This is a genomic window from Pseudomonas sp. K5002 (genome assembly GCF_013386655.1).
In the GTDB taxonomy this organism is placed as follows: Bacteria; Pseudomonadota; Gammaproteobacteria; order Pseudomonadales; family Pseudomonadaceae; genus Aquipseudomonas.
This window is the reverse complement of record NZ_JACARK010001525.1, coordinates 1-1,208: the sequence shown is the minus strand read 5'-3', so window position 1 is coordinate 1,208 and position 1,208 is coordinate 1. Positions and strand designations below refer to the sequence as shown.

Sequence of the window (1,208 nt, the reverse complement as noted above, 5' to 3'; positions counted from 1 at the left end):
GCGCCAGTCGACGATGCGGCACATGTTGAAGGCGAGGTCGTCGCGCAGGTGTTCGCTGTTGTGGATCGGCCGGGCGCGGGTGCTGCTCAGGTAGGTGATGCTCGGCGGTTTCAGTGTCACTTGGGCGAATGCTTCGGCCAGGGCCTCGGCGGGTTTTTCCAGCAGTACGCAATGAGACGGCACGCTGACGGCCAGGCGTTTGGCGACGCCGTTGCCGCGCACCAGATTGGCGACCGCCTTCATGGCCTCATCGCTGCCGGCGATGACCGTCTGGTTGTCGGCATTGATATTGGCCAGGTAAACCGGGGTTCGCGGGCTGTGGACCTGAGCAAGCAAGGCTTCGACGGTGGACAGGTCCGGGCCGATAAGGGCGGTCATGCCGTAGCCGTGGGGATACGCGTGTTGCATCAATTCGCCGCGCAGGCTGACGAGTTTCAACGCGTCGGCAAAGTCCAGCGAGCCGGCGATCACGGCGGCCGGATAGGCACCAATGGACAGGCCGGCGACGTAATCGGGGGTGTGTTCCAGCAAACGCGCACTGGCCACACCGACAATCAACAGGCAGAGCTGCACGGCACGGGTCGAGGCCAGCGCTTCGGCAGAATCCAGGGTAAGCACATCCTCATTGAGGGCAGCACTGGCTTCGTCCAGCACCGCACGCGGCAATTGCTGGAGCATGCCGGGACGCTGGGCGCCCTGCCCCGGGAATGCCAGGAGGCTACTCATGCCACGGCCTGCCAAGGATCGAGCACCAACTGCGCGCCGCTGGCGTTCTTCAGCAGCACGCGACGCGAACCACCGGCCCATTCACGTAACGCGACCGCGCCAAACGGCGTTTGCAGTTGCAGGTCCACGGCGCACACCGCCGTATCCAGTATCGCCAGCAGGTCCTCTGCATCGCTGCGATCAAGGCGCTCGGGCGTGCGCAGAATCAAATCCAGATCGCTCTTGGCATGCAGCGCTTCGACGCCGCTGGCCAACTCGAAACCCGCACTGCCGGTGACGCCCCAACTCTCTCCCGCCAGCACCGGTCGCAACTGAGCGAGGGCCTGCAACGCCGGCAAATCCCTTGGCGAGATCACACCGCGCAGGTCTTCCGGCACCACGCGCCGCTGCACCGCCGCCATCGGCATCACGGCGGCGAAGCGCTGCTCGCGCAAGCGCCCGCGTACCCCCACCGCTACCTGGCCCGGCGACGCGACGGCACG

2 protein-coding genes are annotated in these 1,208 nt (G+C 66.1%); both read right to left on the bottom strand.

Going from position 1 to position 1,208, the window contains the following annotated elements; translation table 11 throughout:
- The coding region (locus HX846_RS37685; protein ID WP_178967522.1) for a malonate decarboxylase subunit epsilon at nt 1–726 on the bottom strand (726 nt) is incomplete at its 3' end.
- A partial coding sequence (locus tag HX846_RS37680) for a malonate decarboxylase holo-ACP synthase (protein ID WP_178967521.1) occupies nt 723–1,208 on the bottom strand: 486 nt, incomplete at its 5' end. The genes HX846_RS37680 and HX846_RS37685, both read right to left, overlap by 4 nt.